Source organism: Dysgonomonas mossii DSM 22836, assembly GCF_000213575.1.
Classification (GTDB): domain Bacteria; phylum Bacteroidota; class Bacteroidia; order Bacteroidales; family Dysgonomonadaceae; genus Dysgonomonas; species Dysgonomonas mossii.
On record NZ_GL892010.1, the window covers coordinates 123063 to 138157 of the forward strand.

Below are 15095 nucleotides of genomic sequence, written 5' to 3' on the forward strand. Positions count from 1 at the left end.
GTTTATTCTATTTCCAACAGGAACGAACCCATGAGGATACGCTCCCTGAAAACGAGGATATAAATAAGATCATTTGTTTTAAAGTTTTTATAGTTTTGGGCTAAAGCTAAAAATGAGTCAATGGGTTTACTTATTGGTTTATCTGTATTTACTAAAACCTTATCTTCCGGAATATTTAAAGAATTAATGGCATTTCTGATTACTTTATCCGTCGAATCATTAAATATTAAGTAAGATAAATCGGAAAGAAAGTATCCATTCATTTCCAACATCGACTTGGCATAACTCATGTATAAAGATCTTGATCGTTTGTGCTCGATAGGGGCATGAGAAATACTGATCACCCGACCTTCTTTCGCTGCAACCTTTTCATTCGAGAAGAAACAAGTGACAACCTCTTCTGCTACGTAAATCAGTAATGCTTTGTTTGACAACTTAGATAAAAAATATGAATTAATCAATTCAATAGAATTGATTATGGTGGAGTCTGGAAGTGCTGTTAATATATTTATATTCAATGAGTTAAACTCTTGTTTTATAAAACAGAGGATCTCATCGGCTCCTGTATCCGACATGAATATGATCAGATCTATTGCTGTCAGATCATATGGAAGGTGTGGCAACGAATGGATTATCGCATTGTGGTAAGATCGGATGTCTTCTTCCCGAGTCTGCATTTCGTGCTTGATATTGTTTTTCAAGCAATCTTCTCTTCTGTAATATCCGATAGCATTTATATACATCTGCAAATCATTTTTCTAAATGCAAAGAAATAATGATTCAGAGTTAAACTACTGATCTATTTTTCCTTAAAACTATTCCAATTCTCATCAAAATACAATAGGGATTGACATAGAGAATAATAGAAAATCGACAATGTTTAATGTTTATTGAATAGTCTTTATTGTCTTCTAATATTGTAGTGTGTTCATAGCCTAGACTTAAGGTAAATTTTAAATTGTAAGAAAAGTATTTATTGATATAAGCATTGACAATCTTACTTATCCTTATAATAGATAAGTTCCATATTGAAAATAAGGATTTGGATACGTGTTCAGAACTTTCCATTCATCAAGTTTTTTATCAGACTGAAAGAAAGCATTTTTTTTATAAAAGTTGCCTTTATTTATTGGTTCTCCAAGTATGCCTCCATAAATTGCTCTCAAATCGGGAAGAATAATTTTTTTAGATAATAGCTAATAGTCGATAAGTGATTGAATAATACTTATAGACTTTTCTATCATACCATTATGGCCGGTGTAAAGTTTTGGAATACGATCTAAATCACTCAGGGGTAAATATCACTTTTATGATCTTCAATAATGATATCTTTATATCTTACAAGTGTAAAGTAGAAATAAAACGGGTGACAAATAGCTGAAATATTTTATCTGTATGTTTACCTAAATTTTCAGGTATCATTTTATTTCCTTCTTTATTAGTTTGGTTTCCTTTTCCGAAGCCGTTAAATTGCATAAGGTATACACTGCCTAACCCTGTTCGTCCTTTCAATATCCTCAGAGCAGTATCTATATCTTCGTCTTTCTGCACCCAACCATTAATATATTTTATAGTATAGACTAAATATTATAACATTAGCTTTCTTTATATTGTAAAGGAGTATATCCTGTTCTCTTTTTAAAATATGTACCGAAAAAAGAGGGATTTGAAAAATTTAAATCTTCTGATATTTGCGATACAGTCATGTCCGAACTTTTGAGCATGGCTTTAGCAGACATAATAACCATCTCGTCAATCCACTGGGAAACAGATTTCCGGCTCGCTTCTTTAATCACTTTTGTTAGATGACTGGGTGTAAGGAATAACTCCCCGGCATAGAATTTAATTGTACGTTCTTTTTTATAACATCTGAATAATAGTCCCAAAAAGCGTTGAAATATCGCCTCTTTATGTGTCAAAGACTCCATTTTTTCTCCCTTTCCTGATTCATGATGAATAAGCAAAACTTTATTCATCAAGGCAACCAGCAGGTTCTTCATAATTGCTTCATCATAATTTGTTTTTTTATACTGCCTTACAATGAAAGCATGAAATTCCAGAAGATCCAGAGCTGTTTCTTCATCAATTCTCAAATAAGTAGCCCGTTGCACTTTCTCAATAAACTCAACTTCGGTAATCATTTTGATATCGGAAACAAAATCAAAAGAGAAAAATAGAAACTCAATTTCCAAATTCTCATCCTGCTCTAAAATCTGGATAATGTAATTAGGTAACAATGCAATAATCGAGCTTGATTCTAATTGGTATTCGCGAAGGTTAATCCTGACCCTTGCTTTTCCTTTTGTACAAATAGCAAAACCAATCCCTTCGCAAACATGCGGATACTTCAGATCGAAGAACGAATTTTGAAAATTGACAGAAGAGTTCTTAACATATATTTTTTCTTCTGATATGATAAAATTCTGTATCCCCGGTATTGAATTTTGACATACAATATCCTCCATGGATATTTTTGCATATTTCATCTCATTCATATTAATTAGAATGTATCTCTTAATAAAATACGAAGATATTAAATAAAACAAGATTTTGAACATATATGCACAAAAAATGAATATTAGTTATTTATCTAAATATCCGACCTTTGTGCCAGATATGAAATCAACAAATATATAATCGATATCAATTATAAAACAAACAGGTTTAAGAGACATTTAAATTTACAAGCGTATGTTGAAAAATGATATTGGAATCAATGCCGGAGTAATCTGGCAGATATTATCAGAGCAGGAACAACTTTCCCTTAGAGAGATTGGTGAGTTAACAAATTACAAAGATGTAATGATTTTCTATGCATTGGGATGGTTGGCAAGGGAACATAAAATTAAGTTTCTGATCCGGGAAGACATAACCTATGTCGAACTTGTAAATTCATTCAATGAAAGGTACTACTAATTATATGGAAATTTCATGTATATAAAAAATCAGCTCATGGAATATAATGATAGCATAAAAAATAAAATAATAGATATTGCACGTGAAGTCTTTCACCAGAAAGGACTGAAAATGACAAGAATTGAAGATCTTGCGGATGCCGTTAATATCGACACATCCGTAATAAACATATATTTTGAGAGTAAAGAATCTCTTTTCGAGGCGGTCATGAAAGATTCAACAATAAAACTTCTGGAAGGCGTCAAGGATATAATCAATAACCCGAATACAAATTTCGAACAAAAAATAGACCTTATATGCGCTTTTTCTAATAAGATGCTCTCAGGTAACCGTAACCTACCTCTGTATATACTTAATGACATAGAGAATAATCCGGAAAAAGTGAATCAATTTTATCTTAAGCATTTAGGGGGTGAGTTACCTTCCTCTGTCTTTTTTGTACAATATCAGGAATATACGAATTCCAGAGAATCATTACTGAATCAATATTTTAAAATGATGGAGGACGATGTATTAAGAAATCTGCGAGACGAGCAATCTCCTTATGATTTATTTGTCCATATCATTTGTTTATGCGTCTTCCCTTATTTATTAGGCAGTCTTTCTTTGCAAAGTGCAGCTATCAAAGAAATATTTGTTTTCGACCTTTTTATGGAAAGCCGCGCCGAAATGAATAGCCATTGGATAAAAAAGATGCTGGGAATAAACAAATCATCATTTTTTGACAATTAAACAGAGTGTGACTATTAATAAAATTCAACTTATTTGAATATGGCGAATACAACATCACAAATACAACTCCAATCCGGGTTTATAACCAATACAGGAGCAAGTGTCTACCCTGTATCCGAAATTTTTCGGATATTGGATTTTCCGGATATAAAAAAAAGTGCAGTTATAAATATAAATCATAAAGAAAATATAGAAAAAAAGATAATTACAATTTCCCAGGGTATTTTGTTTATTCTATGTGTAAACGGTAATCTTCAACTAAAAATCGATAAGAAACAGTATATACTTAACCCTTATTCGATATGTATAATCCTACCAGACAGGAAGCTTTTTGTACTTGAAAAAAGCCAGGATTTATTGACCGTATTTTTACATGTAACCTTCAGCAGGGATGTTCTTAACGCATTTCTCTCAGAAGTAGAAGGAATCGAAAGGTTCAATTCTACTCCATCTTTTTCGATTCACAGAGAAGAAGCCACAGATATACTGGAATTCGGATCTTTTATAATTAAGCCATATATAAAGATAGATCATCCATACCATATAGAGATGACTAAAAAAATGTTATATGCTTTGATATATGCAATCCAGGATTTATATATTAAAAATGAGGAATCTGCAACTCCTCTTGCCGAGAATGAAGCTATTTTTCTTCGCTTCCGGAAATTGCTTATTCAATATTATCCAATACGGGAGCCCTCATTTTATGCAGAAAAGTTATCCTATACTCCGGCCTATCTGTCAAAAATAATTAAAGAAACCAGTGGAAAATCTATATCCGAATGGCTGGATGAGCTTATATTACAGCAAGCCAAGTCTTTATTAACTGAAACCAATGCGACAATTACTTCAATTTCAAGAAAACTAAACTTCCGGGATTCAAATTGTTTTCGCTTCTTCTTCAAAAAAAGGACAGGGTTAAGCCCTCGAGAATACAGAAAACCCAATAAAAGTTAGATGGTTTTATATAACTAGTGCAGAAAAAGAAATAAGATGAAAAGAATTGCCAGACTTATTTTAGTCAATGTCTTTGGATGGAAAATAATAGGAGACTTTCCTGATTTCAAAAAGAGTGTACTAATATTTGCTCCCCATACCAGCTATTATGATGGTCTGTTTGGGAAACTTTATATGATGAAGGTAGGAGTTCATTACAAATTTTTATCAAAAAAAGAATTGTTCAGGTTTCCGTTAAAATACTTTTTTAGAGCTTACGGCTCTATCCCGGTTGATGGGAGCAGCAAATATATTAATCAGATTGTTGAACTATTTCTTGACAGCCCGGAGTTACATATACTCATATCACCTGAAGGACAATTGGCTAAAACCGATCGCTGGAAAAAAGGTTTTTATTATATGGCAACCAAAGCAAAAGTTCCGATTGTTGTCGGATATATGGATTATACAAAAAAAGAAATTGGCGTTAAAGGAATCATTGAAGACATCGGTAATTTTAATGAAGCTATGCTGAAAATTAATAATATGTATAAAGATGTCAAGGGGAAATATCCTGAAAATTTTGCACTTGACAAAAGATTAAGCAAATAATAACAACGTCTGATTTGTTTCAATAGATTTTTAATGGGAAAAAAAGTAGCATTAGTCCTGTCAAGCGGAGGAGCCCGAGGATTGATTCATATTGGTGTAATTGAAGAATTAGAAAAACACGGTTATACTATAACTTCTGTTTCAGGGTCTTCAATAGGAGCTTTTGTGGGCGGTATGCATGCAATGGGCAGATTAAAAGAATTTTCAGACTGGATATGTACATTGAATCGGCTGGATGTTTTTAACTTGATGGATTTCACATTGAGTAATTGTGGCGTACTCAAGGCTAATAAAGTGTTCAAGAAGCTGGAGCGGAATATCCAGGACGTGCTTATTGAAGATATGAACATTCCTTTTGTAGCAATGGCTACCGATATTGTTAATAATAAAGAAATAGCATTCACAACAGGAAGTTTTTATAAGGCTATAAGAGCTTCAATTGCTATACCAACCATCATAACTTCAGTCGATGAAAAAAATAGGATTTTAGTTGACGGCGGTGTTTTGAATCCTCTCCCTATCAGTCAGATAGAACGAAAGGAAGGAGATATACTTGTTGTAGTCAATTTATATGGATTCGAAAAAGAAACAATCAAAAATGAACAAGAAATAGGTGAGAATAAGCCGGATGACGATTTTCATATTCGCAGGCTTCTGAATATATATAATATCAGTATTAGTATAAAAAAAAGGATTGTTGCTTTTATCCCTAAAAGCAATGAACAAAGTCAGGGATATATCTCAATTATTAATAGGGTTGTTGGTTTGATGCTTCAAAAGAATGCGAATAATACTATTGAATTAAATAAGCCGGATATCATAATCGATATTCCAATAAATTCAGCCGGAACTTTTGAGTTCTACAAAGCAAAAGAATTGATACAAAAAGGAAGAACTGCAACAAGAAATAGTATTTACGAGTATAACAAAAGGAATCAACCTTATTTTGAGAAGACATCAGTATTAAATAGTCTGACATCAAACAGATCGACCGAGTAAACTTAACAGGATAGGTTTGATGTTCAGTATTTTATGAAAGGCTTATGATTTAATTGGTTATAAATAAAGTTAGGCTCGACTGGGGAAATACAAAATTTTGAACATGTTTTCCTAAATTTTGATAAAAACTTTTTATTGGAATAAACAGAACTTTGCCATTGAAATTAAATAATAATAAGAACATATTTAAGGTATGAAAAAACTGGTTTTAAAACAATGTTTCTATTGCTTGCTGCTCATTGGAGTGATATCTTGCTCTGTGAATAAAGAGGATAAAAAAGAAGAACGGAAGATACCTGTAAAGATACAGGAAATAAGTTCAGAGAACAGTAATTATAAACAAGAGTATATAGGCTCTGTTGAAGGTGAGAATGCGGTGGATATAAGCTTTCAGACAGCAGGTAATATAGAGCAGGTATACTTTCAGGAAGGGCAATTTGTCCAAAAAGGACAGCTCTTGGCTCGATTAAATACAACCTCTTTGCAAAGTATGTATGATGCATCTAAAGCCACATTGAACCAGGCACAGGATGCTTATAACAGGCTAACGGTATTGCATGAGAACAATAGTTTGCCTGAAATTAAATACATCGAAGTTAAAACAGCTTTAACTCAGGCTCAATCGGCTGAACGTATTGCCCGGAAAAGTCTCTCGGACTGCAACCTGTATGCTCCCTTCTCGGGAGTCATTGCAAAGCGATATTCAGATGCAGGAGCTAATATATTTCCGGGATCTCCCGTGTATAATATGGTGACTATAAATACGGTCAAAATAAAAGTTGCAATACCTGAAAAAGAAATATCCGCGATAAAGCTAGGACAAACATGTTCTGTTAAGATCTCAGCATTGAACAATCAGATTGTTGGAGGAAAGATTGTTGAAAAAGGAATATCTGCACATCCCATATCTCACACGTATGATATTAAGGTACAAATCCTCAATAAAAATTTACAGATTATGCCGGGGATGGTTTGCAAAGCTTATTTATCCAATGGAGATACAGCCGATGATCTGATCATTGTCCCTTTGAAATCAATCCAGTCTGATGCTTCCGGAAAACATTTCGTCTGGCTAAAAGATGCACAAGATAAAGCGGTATACCGGGAAATTATCCCAGGTAAATTGATAGGTAACGGAGTAATTATCGAACAAGGCCTTCAAAAAGGGGATATTCTGATTACCGAAGGTTACCAGAATATAAGCCCAAACTCGATAGTTACTGTATCTGAAAAACAATAGAAAGATAGATTATGAAGGAAGAAAAAGGTCTCATAGCCTGGACTATGAAATACAATAAGATCGTTATACTGATAGTCAGCATACTGGTAGTATTCGGTATTGTGGCTCTGAAAGTAATGCCTAAACAGGAGTTTCCTATATTCACAATACGCCAGGGAGTCGTTGTCGGGGTATATCCGGGTGCAACATCGGCAGAAGTAGAGCAGCAACTGACTAAACCATTGGAACGTTATCTGTTTACTTTCAAGGAAGTAAAAAAGTCGAAAACTTACTCTTATTCCAAAGACGGAATTACCTATGTCTTTGTGGAACTTAATGACAATGTCAATAATAAGGATGAGGTCTGGTCTAAAATAAAACATGGCTTATCACTATTTAAAATGCAATTGCCCGGTGGAGTCATAGCTTTAATTGCAAATGATGACTTTGGAGATACATCAGCCTTGCTTATAACGATGGAATCCGAGACTAAAAACCACAGGCAACTACAGGTCTATATGGAAAGCCTCGAAGATAAACTACGTTCTGTGGAATCGGTTTCAAATCTACGCCGTTACGGAGTGCAGAAGGAACAAATAAGCATCTATATAGAAAAAGAAAAAGTTGCCAGTTACGGCATTAATATCCTGAATTTATATCAAACATTACTGACAAAAGGCTTCATCACTGCATCGGGAAAAGTGGACAATGATGAGATGGTGGTTCCCATTCACATTACTCGTCCTTACCAGTCGGAAACCGATATTGAGGAGCAGATCGTTTATTCAGATATACAGGGAAACCATATCCGCTTAAAGGATGTGGCACGGGTTGTCAGGGAATATCCGTCACCGGAAAGCTATACGACCAATAATGGTAAAAACTGCCTGATCTTATCAACAGAAATGCGTAACGGATATAACATTGTTCAATACGGTAAAGATGTAGATGCGGTTATTACAGATTTCGAGAAAACAATCCCTGATGATATCCGTATTAACAGGATTGCAGACCAACCACAAGTCGTAGATGCTTCAACCAATACCTTCCTGAAAGAATTATTAATTGCCATTATCGCCGTAATATTGGTTACAATGACACTTTTGCCATTACGGGTAGCCGGAGTTGCCGCATCCTCTATTCCAATAACTATTTTTATCTCTATAGGCTTAATGTTCGCATTCGGTATCGAGTTGAATACCGTTACTCTGGCTGCCCTGGTAGTCGTCTTAGGTATGATTGTTGATAATTCGATTGTAATTGTCGACAGTTATCTCGAAAAGCTGGATCACGGTATTTCCCGTTGGGAAGCAGCCATATCCAGTGCTAAGGAATATGCCAAGGCAATCTTTTCCGCAACACTGGCTATCAGTATTACATTTTTTCCTTTTCTATTGACATTCAGCGGACAGATATATGATTTTGTCGTCACTTTTCCATGGACGGTACTCGTCACTTTGAGCGTATCCCTTGGTGTCGCTATTATGTTAATTCCTTATATGCTCTACTTTTTTATCAAAAAAGGATTAAAAAGTGATGCAGTACAAGATCCGGATAAACCGCATAAAAAATCGTTGCTTGGCAAGATACAATCCGGTTATAACCGGCTGATAGAGAAAGTATTCAAATATCCGAAATTGACACTCTGTATAGGGATTGCTTCCATTGTCGGAGGTATTGCATTCGCCCTTACCTTACCTTTAAAGCTGATGCCTGTAGCCGAGCGGAACCAATTTGCCGTAGAAATATATCTGCCTCAAGGCAGCTCCCTGGAACAGACAGAAACGATAGCCAAAGATATGGAAGCGATACTCCAAAAGGATGAACGAGTACTATCAGTAACTACATTTATGGGAATGGGCTCTCCCCGTTTTCATACAGTATACGCCCCAAAACTGGGAGGAACTAATTTTGCCCAGTTCATTGTAAATACGGAGTTTAATAGCGATACCGAAGATATACTGGACGAATATGCTTCAAAATATGCTTATCATTATCCCAATGCCTTTGTCAAATTCAAACAATTAGATTATCAGTTAGGAGTCGATGCAGACATTGAGGTCCGGATATCAGGAGATAGTATTCGTGATTTGAAATATTTTGCAGACAGTCTGATGATAGAGCTAAAGAAAATGGACGAACCTTTGCGTGTATATACCAACTTTGAAGAAATGTTGCCGGGGGTTAATATCACGCTTGACCCGGTTGAATCAAACCGATTGGGGGTTAATGAAACCATGCTGGGACTAGGGCTGGCTTCGCGGTTTGGGGGAATGCCTATTACAACGGTTTGGGAAGGGGATTATTCTGTACCGGTAGTGCTGAAGTCGGCGTGGGAAAAGAAAGATCCTGTAGCCGAAGATGTAGCCAACGAATATGTATCGGGGCTTGTCTCTCCGGCAGTACCTTTAAGACAGATAGCAAATATTTCCACTGATTGGAACGAAGGACAGATAGCTCACCGAAACGGAATAAGGACATTGTCTGTTTATGTGGATCTTAAACGAGGCGAAAAAGTCAGTAAGGTCCAATCAAGGGTTGAGGAATTGGTCAATGATATGCAAGTGAACAAATCTCTGTCGAACAATATCAGTATATCGTACGGAGGGGTGAAAGATTTCAATGACGAGACCATCCCTAAAATTGCAAAGGGATTATTAGGCTCAATCTTTATTATTTTCTTCATACTCGTGTTCCATTTCAGAAAGATAAAACTAACTATACTGATATTAGGCTCAACCCTGCTCAGCATATTCGGAGCTACGCTCGGATTGAAAATTTTGGGGATGGATTTCAGTGTGACAGCCGTACTTGGAGTTATCAGCCTGATCGGTATTATTGTTCGTAACGGTATTATTATGTACGACTATATTGAAGAATTAAGGTATAAAGAAGGACACTCGGTCTTAGAAGCTTGTATACAAGCCGGAAAACGACGGATGCGCCCAATATTCTTAACCTCTGCTGCTGCCTCAATGGGGGTTATTCCGATGATTATCAGTAAAAGTCCCCTTTGGTGTCCGATGGGTACGGTAATTTGTTTCGGAACAATGATCTCTATGATTTTTATCCTGACCATGTTGCCATTGATATATTGGTATAGTTACAGAGGTGCTGATAATAAACTTAACCCGGAAATAGAAAAATTATGAAAATATATTATATACAAGCGATACTAGGTCTTGTTCTTTTTTCCTGTTCTTTACAAATAAAGGCTCAGAGTCAGTACGGATTGGAAGATTGTAAGAGGATTGCGATAGAGAATAATCGTAAGCTGAAAAACAGCCGGCTGGAAATCCAAGCTTCTGAACAATTAAAAAAAGAAGCTCTTACAAATTACTTCCCTTCTATTAGTGCATCAGGAACGGGGATACTACCCAAAGACCCATTAGTTTCGATGAATCTTGCCGGAATGTCATTAGGCTTGTTCGATAAAGGATTTCAAACAGGAATAACCGTTACACAGCCCATATTTACTGGTGGCCGGATTATAATCGGAAATAAACTAGCAAATCTAGGTACTGAGGTCAGCCGGTTTCAGGCTAAACTTTCAGAAAACGAAGTTCTATTGAATACAGAAAGTCTGTATTGGCAACTGGTATCCTTGTATGAGAAAGGCCAAACTCTGGATATAATAGATACACAGTTAGATACCTTGTTAAAGGATGTAGAACTTTCTTATAAAACAGGACTGATAACACATAATGATGTACTGAAAGTAAAATTAAAAAAGAATGAGGTGAAAAGTGCACGTATCAATCTGGAAAACGGGATAAAATTGGTAAAGATGTCTTTATGCCAAGAGATGAATCTGGATCTGATAGAAGCTGATCAGTTTAAGATTGCTACGCCGGATATAGAGAGTCTAGAGTCTCCTGTAAATTATTATGTGGATCATAAAACGGCTTTAACGGACAGAATGGAGAGTAAACTTCTTGATAAAAATATAGAAGCGACAAAATTACAGACAAAAATGAAATGGGGAGAATATTTGCCTACTATTGCAATTGGTGCTTCTTATTATGGCGAAAACATTGTTGATAAATGGAGAGATAATAGTATGGCCTTTGCTTCTGTCAGTATTCCTATATCCGGTTGGTGGGGAGGGTCACATGCCATAAAACGACAGAAAATACAAGAACAGATAGCCGTGAACAATAAAAGTGATACAGAAGAGAAACTATTGTTGCAAATGCAGAATGTAAAAAATGAACTGGATAATGCTTATAAACAGATTTTGCTGGCAAAAGACGGAGTAGAGCAGGCAACTGAGAATTTACGTCTAAACAGCAACTACTATAAAGTAGGAACGGTAACACTCACGGATGTATTGGATGCCCAGACACTATTGCAGCAAAACCGGGATAAATATGTGGAATCGTATGCCGATTATCAGAAAAAACGAATTGAATATTTACAAGTAACGGGACGTTAACTTTTTTCATACATAATCTGACCGGAGGAGGGCTGGACAAGAACCATCATACCTATACCTATACACTAAAAAAGCCCGGTTCTCCCTTCCGGTTATAATATAAACATCATGCGGATCAAACCTATATATTTTGTATTAGCATTAGCCATACTTATCGCGGTATGCTACTTTGTAGGAAATAGTCAGCTTGATGAAAATAACATGTCCGTTGATAATTCGTATTTGATACATCTTACACCGGATAATATTTCGGATAGTATCTCCGGGAAAACATGCATCGTACTTTTTTATATTTCAAACTCTGATGTTTGCAAAAATATGGAGTATAAACTGAACCATTTGGCCATGAGTAAAGATGAAACTATTCCTTTTTATGCTATCAATGTGGATAATGAAATAAAAGCCGTAGATAAATATAATATATCGGGGGTACCTAGTATAGTTTTATTTAGAAACGGAAAAGAATACAAGCGGATTATGGGTGTTATACCTGCATATAATCTGAAAATGATCTATGAACGTGATATAAAATGAAAACAAATATTCATATTAATCCGAAATATAAAATATTGGATGAGTTTGTTTTATCGATACCTGGTATTTTTAAAGAATCCGGAGAAATACTTTATGTGGATAGGAACGTAATAAAGAAGTATAATTACAAGGGCCTTGCAATAAATGTCAAGAGTTTTAAAGTACCTTCATTGATAAATAAATTTGCCTATTGTTATCTGCGAGACTCAAAGGCTAAGCGCTCTTACGATCATGCTATATATTTAAAAACAAAAGGTATTGGAACACCTGACCCGATTGCTTATATTGAAATATTTAAAGGTTATCTTTTTGAAGAGTCCTATTATATTTCTATACATGAGAATACAGATGGAACAATCCGCAATATATTAGGCTATGGATCAGAAATCATAAATGACAGGTTACTGAGAGATTTCATTCAATTTACTGCTAATTTACACAATAATAATATTCTTCATAAGGATTATTCTCCAGGCAATATATTGTATAGGGAAAAAGCAGGAAAATATCAGTTTTTACTTGTAGACTTGAACCGTATGAGATTGGGTAAATGTAATATTATTTCCCGGTGCAGAAGTTTCAGACGTTTAAAGTTAAACAAACAAGACATACGAAACATCGCAGAAACATACTCATGGCTCTGTGGATACCATACAGCTCCATGTTTTTTTCTGATATATTCTTATAATGTCTTATTCTGGAAAATGTTTTTATTTAAGCATCCTGAAGTTAAGCATCAAGCAAAACGAAAGTAAAAACAGTCTATAAAAAGAACAAATATGTATATAAATGCTGTGGGATACTATATTCCGACAAAAAGAATTAATAATGAGTATTTCACTCAAACCAACGGGCTTACCGATGAGTGGATTCGCCAACGTACAGGCATACGTTCCCGGGCAAGGGCGTCTGAAAAAGAAACATCGGAGTTTATGTGTTTTACAGCCGTAAAGCATGCATTGCCCAGGTTGCCTTATCCTATTGAAGACGTAGACCTGGTTGTTTTTGCCTCTTATACACCAACTGATACGGTAGTCACAACCGGGCATATCATCCAACGCGTATATAATATAAACCTGGCTAAGGTATTCTATGTTTCATCAGCCTGCTCTTCGTCTATCAATGCCATAGAAATAATACAATCTTTTTTTATATCGGGTAAAGCATCCAAAGCTCTACTTGTCTGTGCAGAGAAGAATTCTTCTTATTCGGATGACTCCGACAAGATATCGGGACATTTGTGGGGAGACGGAGCCGTCGCGTATTTTTTCTCAAAGGATCGTTTTTCTAATGAAGAAATACAAGTATTAGATGTAACCTCTCAAGGTTTGGGGCATATCGGAATGGGTACGCAAGCCATTACACTGAATCTGAAGAGAGGGAAGCTGCAGATGCCTATAGGCCGGGATGTTTTTTTACAGGCGTGTAAATATATGGCTAAAAGTGTAGAAGAAATTACCAGTAAGAATAGATACGATATTTCAGATCTGGCATACTTTATCGGGCATCAGGCCAATAGCCGAATTTTAGAAAATGTGATTAAACAATTAAATATACCGGAAAATAAAACAATGTCGAATATACAGGAACTAGGTAACACGGGATCCGCCAGCACCTTACTGGTATTAGCTCAACACTACGAGCAATTAAAGACCGGAGATTTAGTTTGTATTTCAGTCTTTGGCGGAGGATATTCCTGTGGGGCATGCTTACTTAAGAAAGGATAATTAAAAGATAAAGAAATGATTATAAAACAACGAACATTAAAAAACAGCTTTACCCTAATGGGGAAAGGATTACATTCAGGGCTTAATGTGAAAATAAAATTTAATCCTGCTCCGGAAGATCATGGTTATAAGATCAGACGTATCGATTTACCGGGAGGTCCCATTCTCGATGCTGTTGCCGAAAATGTAGTCTCCACGGAAAGAAGTACTGTAATAGGCTCCGCAACAATACAAATTGGAACAGTAGAACACGCATTGGCAGCCTTATATGCCTGCGAAATAGACAACTGTCTGATCGATGTGGACGCACCTGAATTTCCGATAATGGATGGCAGTTCAATTTCTTTTGTACAAAAAATATTAGAAACAGGAATTACTATTCAAAATGCAAGAAGGATATATATTAGTTTCCCTCGAAAAAGAATAAAGGTAAGAGATGAAGTTACAGGAGCCTCACTGATCTTGAGGCCCAGTGACTCGTTCAGTATTAAAAGCAGTATTTCTTTTGACTCGGTATTATTAAAACAGCAAGAAGCATATCTGCCGGGATTATCTTCATTCATAAAAGATTTTGCTTCTGCCAGAACCTTCGTTTTTGTCAGAGAAATAGAATCTTTGATAGATAAGAACCTCATAAAAGGAGGGGATATGGATAATGCCATTATTATTTATGATCAGATTATGGAACAAAAGAAACTAGATAAACTTTGTGATATGTTATGTGTAAAGAAAAGGCATGCAAATCATCTCGGATATGTGATGAATACTTCACTGAGAACTCCGGATGAGCCTGCCAGGCATAAATTATTAGATATAATAGGGGACATTGCACTAGTCGGTTATTTTATAAAAGGAGAAATAGTAGCAAACCGCCCAGGACATACTATCAATAATATTTTTGCAAGAGAAATCCGGAAGAATATAAATATAAGGCAAAAAGCTGAAATGCTGAATATCTCAGGTTTTTATTGGAGTCAACCATAAA

At 35.5% G+C, this 15095-nt stretch carries 15 protein-coding genes; 12 read left to right on the forward strand and 3 right to left on the reverse strand.

Features of this window, described 5'->3' with window-relative positions; translation table 11 throughout:
- Positions 1–2: 2 nt before the first annotated feature.
- The 3 genes from HMPREF9456_RS14385 to HMPREF9456_RS14395 form a co-directional block, all read right to left on the reverse strand.
- Entirely contained in the window at positions 3–743 is a 741-nt protein-coding gene (locus tag HMPREF9456_RS14385; protein WP_006844281.1) for a hypothetical protein, read from the reverse strand.
- A 595-nt stretch (positions 744–1338) separates the two neighbouring features.
- Positions 1339–1551, reverse strand: coding sequence for an NUDIX hydrolase (locus HMPREF9456_RS14390; RefSeq protein ID WP_006844283.1), 213 nt, complete (start codon positions 1549–1551; stop codon positions 1339–1341).
- Between the two features lie 44 nt (positions 1552–1595).
- Positions 1596–2495 carry a helix-turn-helix domain-containing protein gene (locus HMPREF9456_RS14395; protein ID WP_006844284.1) on the reverse strand — a complete coding sequence of 300 codons (900 nt, stop codon included), beginning with the start codon at positions 2493–2495 and terminating at the stop codon, positions 1596–1598.
- Positions 2496–2691: 196 nt separating this feature from the next.
- On the opposite strand from HMPREF9456_RS14395, the gene HMPREF9456_RS14400 reads away from it, so the two are divergent.
- From HMPREF9456_RS14400 to HMPREF9456_RS14455, 12 genes are all read left to right on the forward strand, one after another.
- On the forward strand, positions 2692–2916 hold the full coding sequence (locus tag HMPREF9456_RS14400) for a winged helix-turn-helix domain-containing protein (protein ID WP_006844285.1): 225 nt from the start codon (positions 2692–2694) through the stop codon (positions 2914–2916).
- 36 nt (positions 2917–2952) lie between these two features.
- On the forward strand, positions 2953–3648 hold the full coding sequence (locus tag HMPREF9456_RS14405; protein WP_006844286.1) for a TetR/AcrR family transcriptional regulator: 696 nt from the start codon (positions 2953–2955) through the stop codon (positions 3646–3648).
- Positions 3649–3780: 132 nt separating this feature from the next.
- The gene (locus HMPREF9456_RS14410) at positions 3781–4605 is read left to right on the forward strand and encodes a helix-turn-helix domain-containing protein (RefSeq protein ID WP_245531036.1); all 825 of its coding nucleotides are present in this window, start codon (positions 3781–3783) and stop codon (positions 4603–4605) included.
- Positions 4606–4641: 36 nt separating this feature from the next.
- The gene (locus HMPREF9456_RS14415) at positions 4642–5196 is read left to right on the forward strand and encodes a 1-acyl-sn-glycerol-3-phosphate acyltransferase (RefSeq protein WP_006844288.1); all 555 of its coding nucleotides are present in this window, start codon (positions 4642–4644) and stop codon (positions 5194–5196) included.
- A 33-nt stretch (positions 5197–5229) separates the two neighbouring features.
- The gene (locus HMPREF9456_RS14420; protein ID WP_006844289.1) at positions 5230–6195 is read left to right on the forward strand and encodes a patatin-like phospholipase family protein; all 966 of its coding nucleotides are present in this window, start codon (positions 5230–5232) and stop codon (positions 6193–6195) included.
- A gap of 193 nt (positions 6196–6388) precedes the next feature.
- Positions 6389–7435 (forward strand): efflux RND transporter periplasmic adaptor subunit, encoded by a 1047-nt coding sequence (locus HMPREF9456_RS14425; RefSeq protein ID WP_006844290.1) that lies wholly within the window; start codon positions 6389–6391, stop codon positions 7433–7435.
- A gap of 11 nt (positions 7436–7446) precedes the next feature.
- Complete coding sequence (locus tag HMPREF9456_RS14430) at positions 7447–10566, forward strand: efflux RND transporter permease subunit (protein WP_006844291.1); 3120 nt, start codon at positions 7447–7449, stop codon at positions 10564–10566.
- The gene (locus tag HMPREF9456_RS14435) at positions 10563–11849 is read left to right on the forward strand and encodes a TolC family protein (RefSeq protein ID WP_006844292.1); all 1287 of its coding nucleotides are present in this window, start codon (positions 10563–10565) and stop codon (positions 11847–11849) included. Before HMPREF9456_RS14430 ends, HMPREF9456_RS14435 begins: the two co-directional genes overlap by 4 nt.
- Positions 11850–11957: 108 nt before the next feature.
- A complete protein-coding gene (locus HMPREF9456_RS14440; RefSeq protein WP_006844293.1) occupies positions 11958–12383 on the forward strand; it encodes a thioredoxin family protein in 426 nt (141 codons plus the stop codon).
- Complete coding sequence (locus HMPREF9456_RS14445; protein WP_006844294.1) at positions 12380–13138, forward strand: BUD32 family EKC/KEOPS complex subunit; 759 nt, start codon at positions 12380–12382, stop codon at positions 13136–13138. The genes HMPREF9456_RS14440 and HMPREF9456_RS14445 overlap by 4 nt, the downstream gene beginning before the upstream one ends.
- A gap of 24 nt (positions 13139–13162) precedes the next feature.
- Positions 13163–14110 (forward strand): 3-oxoacyl-ACP synthase III family protein, encoded by a 948-nt coding sequence (locus HMPREF9456_RS14450; RefSeq protein ID WP_006844295.1) that lies wholly within the window; start codon positions 13163–13165, stop codon positions 14108–14110.
- Positions 14111–14125: 15 nt separating this feature from the next.
- Positions 14126–15094, forward strand: a complete 969-nt coding sequence (locus tag HMPREF9456_RS14455) for a UDP-3-O-acyl-N-acetylglucosamine deacetylase (protein WP_081462093.1) — start codon at positions 14126–14128, stop codon at positions 15092–15094.
- Position 15095 lies beyond the last annotated feature (1 nt).

What these genes read in the sequence shown, in the direction of transcription:
- HMPREF9456_RS14455 (WP_081462093.1), top strand. Translation starts at nt 14,126, where the DNA reads ATGATTATAAAACAACGAACATTAAAAAACAGCTTTACCCTAATGGGG.
- HMPREF9456_RS14415 (WP_006844288.1), top strand. Translation starts at nt 4,642, where the DNA reads ATGAAAAGAATTGCCAGACTTATTTTAGTCAATGTCTTTGGATGGAAA.
- HMPREF9456_RS14435 (WP_006844292.1), top strand. Translation starts at nt 10,563, where the DNA reads ATGAAAATATATTATATACAAGCGATACTAGGTCTTGTTCTTTTTTCC.
- HMPREF9456_RS14385 (WP_006844281.1), bottom strand. Translation starts at nt 743, where the DNA reads ATGTATATAAATGCTATCGGATATTACAGAAGAGAAGATTGCTTGAAA.
- HMPREF9456_RS14425 (WP_006844290.1), top strand. Translation starts at nt 6,389, where the DNA reads ATGAAAAAACTGGTTTTAAAACAATGTTTCTATTGCTTGCTGCTCATT.
- HMPREF9456_RS14400 (WP_006844285.1), top strand. Translation starts at nt 2,692, where the DNA reads ATGTTGAAAAATGATATTGGAATCAATGCCGGAGTAATCTGGCAGATA.
- HMPREF9456_RS14445 (WP_006844294.1), top strand. Translation starts at nt 12,380, where the DNA reads ATGAAAACAAATATTCATATTAATCCGAAATATAAAATATTGGATGAG.
- HMPREF9456_RS14405 (WP_006844286.1), top strand. Translation starts at nt 2,953, where the DNA reads ATGGAATATAATGATAGCATAAAAAATAAAATAATAGATATTGCACGT.
- HMPREF9456_RS14420 (WP_006844289.1), top strand. Translation starts at nt 5,230, where the DNA reads ATGGGAAAAAAAGTAGCATTAGTCCTGTCAAGCGGAGGAGCCCGAGGA.
- HMPREF9456_RS14430 (WP_006844291.1), top strand. Translation starts at nt 7,447, where the DNA reads ATGAAGGAAGAAAAAGGTCTCATAGCCTGGACTATGAAATACAATAAG.
- HMPREF9456_RS14450 (WP_006844295.1), top strand. Translation starts at nt 13,163, where the DNA reads ATGTATATAAATGCTGTGGGATACTATATTCCGACAAAAAGAATTAAT.
- HMPREF9456_RS14440 (WP_006844293.1), top strand. Translation starts at nt 11,958, where the DNA reads ATGCGGATCAAACCTATATATTTTGTATTAGCATTAGCCATACTTATC.
- HMPREF9456_RS14395 (WP_006844284.1), bottom strand. Translation starts at nt 2,495, where the DNA reads ATGAATGAGATGAAATATGCAAAAATATCCATGGAGGATATTGTATGT.